The sequence below is a fragment of the Nostoc sp. CHAB 5715 genome, assembly GCF_020829685.1.
GTDB lineage: Bacteria > Cyanobacteriota > Cyanobacteriia > Cyanobacteriales > Nostocaceae > Nostoc.
On sequence record NZ_JAIVFR010000953.1, the window covers coordinates 1 to 2,815 of the forward strand.

Here is a 2,815-nt window from a genome sequence, read left to right on the forward strand (position 1 = left end):
ATTCCTATTTGATTTTTGAATAAACACCGTACACCTCGAAAAGCCTGATTCCCTACTCCCTACTCCCTATTCCCTACTCCCCGCCTACGCAAATAATTTCAAAAATCAAAGCGGATTACTATAGCTTATTTTTAGTGTGGTTGTTCAACTGGATTTGATATTATTAGTTTCTGCAAACTTATCTGAACCTTATTGTGTTAGGTTTATTGACCGATTGTTGTCTTTACAAACAGCTTTTTTCAAACACTCGATTATTTGTATCTGGATTATTTCGATATTTTTCAACCTGACACTTGAAATTATGGAATTTTTGGTCATCAATAGGGGTGTTGCTGTCCAATGGATAGAGCAAACCCATTCCCATCGCTGTAGGTGAAATGAAGGAGTTAGTCAACAGCAGACTCTCGTGAAGAACCTTTTTAGGACCTTTTTTCCAACTAAACAAATCGCCCAACACCGGCACATCACCAAAAATCCCCTTCCACACCGTGCCGATAATAGGTACGTAAGCACGTCCCCCATTTAATGTACTTTGGTTAGAGAATGTTGAAAGAGCGAAAAAATCCACGGCCTTGGTGTAAACATTAGTTGTCACCTCCTGTTTACCGATACGTGATAGTGGCTCTTGTGATCTGTTCTGTTCTGTACCAGTAACTAATGGATCAACGATAGTCAAATCGATTTTGAGTTCAGCAGAATTCATATTTCGTAACACATTAGGAGTTACCGTCAATGAAACCCCAGTTTTCAGCTCACGAAATACAGCGTTTTGCTCTTGGAGGGCAGCAACTAGGCCAATAACCTGCGCCAGAGGCAGAGAGCCAACCGATGGCTTTATGGGATCTGCCGACATTGATGACGGTATTGCTGGAACAAATTTGTCAACCTGCTCTGTGAGATTATCAGCATTTCTGAGCAAATCTGAAAGCTTCAACGGTGGAGTCACATCGAAGGCACTAATCGAATCCGAATTCACCACCGTTTTTATCCCACTCAGACTAGATACACTGGTTCTTCCCACCTGTGCATATTCCACGTCCTTGAATTCACTCACAATCTCTTGGATTTTGATCAAAGTAGGGATAACAAAAAAATCTTCTATATCTTGGTTTAACGCATCAACAATATCTTGTAAGCGATTATTAAAGACATCGGCTGATTGTTGCAGATCGTAAGGGCTAAACTGATCTGGTTTATCAATAAAATGGGCATACTGTAGCGCAAAATCAAGTACTGTAGCGCGACTTATGTGGGCGTAGTCGTCTTCAAAACCTGTCTTCCAACAGTCGTGATAGGCATTTTTTGTCTCCTTTTCACCTCTGCACTTTGGATTCAGACCACGAATAGAAAAAAACCTTTCGAGTGGCTGTCTTCCTTGCTCTCTTAACTTGTCTAAATAGTATTTATAGCGGTCATCTTTTTGAACAAACTGCGTAAGTTTATTAGCTATTTCTTTGGTCTTATCGTTATTTTTGGTTTCTGCAGCTACCAGGCGTAGCACTATATCCGTTAGAGATAGAGGGCGATTTTTATTCAGGGCTGATTTATACCCTAGTCTCTCAACAAGTTTTTTGAACTCAGGATCAAAGTCATTTTCCTGTATATTACCTTTTGCGTATTGCTCAATTTGAGCATACGTTTCTTGCACTAACTGTTGAGTTTGATTAATTTCCTGGCGTACTTCCGACATTACTTTAGCTAAGTTCTTGGGATTATTGCTGGAAATCTGGATTCCCCACATCTCCATCTTGATACCGGGACGGGGAAGATCAATTCCAGCAATCAATCGGTACGCAGAGTTTCTTGCTTCTCTTGAACCATAGAGAATGATCTCATTATCAGTAGATGTACTTATTGTAAGACCCCATTTTGCGCTTTTGTTTACATCATTTAGTAGTGCATTTAAAGCGTCTGTATTACGAAAGTAATATAACTTTATCCTTTGACTTCCTCTACCTTTTCTATTTTCTGCCATTGGCATTGTTTTATTAGGAAAAATAGTAGGTTTTTGAGCTTGAGCAGACAAATTACCTCCAAGTACAGCAATAGCACCCAGACTCAGCAAAAAAGAAAGTTGGCGGTTATACATATTCACCTCTCTTAGTCAATACTCTCAATAGATAAGTAAGTCGGCGTTAAAAAATCGACTTACGTAACGAAATGTCAAGCTAACGAATACTTAAAAAATAGGTCATTCCACAGTTTTTACAAAACTAAACATACCTCGGTTTTATCGTGCCGACTTACTTACATTTAATTGTACAGTGCGTAATATCACGTCCGGTTAAACAGTTGTCATTGCGAACGGAGTGAAGCAATCGCTCCAGACGTTGTGATTGCTTCGTTTCACTCGCAATGACATATCACAAGTAATTTATCGGACATGATATAAGTCCTAAGTTTTTGACGTTCCCATCTGAAGACAAAGCAACGGTATTTACGTTGATACCAAGCAAAACCAAGTATAGAAAAATAGAGAAGCGAAGCATTTTTGCTCAATTCTGACTCCTGCTCATTTTTTTTAACAGATATTTGTGCAAACAAAGTTAATTATATCTGCAAGTCCAGACTGAGTTTTCAAATTAGTAAAAATAAAAGGTTTATCGCCGCGCATTTTTTTAGCATCTCGTTCCATCACACTTAAATCTGCACCAACATAGGGTGCTAAATCAGTTTTGTTAATTACCAACAAATCAGATTTAGTAATACCGGGGCCACCTTTGCGGGGAATTTTATCACCTGCCGCAACATCAATGACGTAAATCGTTAAATCCACCAATTCTGGACTAAAGGTATAATTAACTTTGTTTGCACA

General features: G+C 38.9%; 2 protein-coding genes. Both read right to left on the bottom strand.

Annotated features, from left to right (window positions below; translation table 11 throughout):
* Positions 1–223 precede the first annotated feature (223 nt).
* Positions 224–2,089, bottom strand: coding sequence for a type II and III secretion system protein (locus LC574_RS34250; protein WP_229458062.1), 1,866 nt, complete (start codon positions 2,087–2,089; stop codon positions 224–226).
* Positions 2,090–2,521: 432 nt separating this feature from the next.
* Positions 2,522–2,815: GTP-binding protein (locus LC574_RS34255; RefSeq protein ID WP_306422204.1), on the bottom strand; the 294-nt coding region annotated here is incomplete at its 5' end.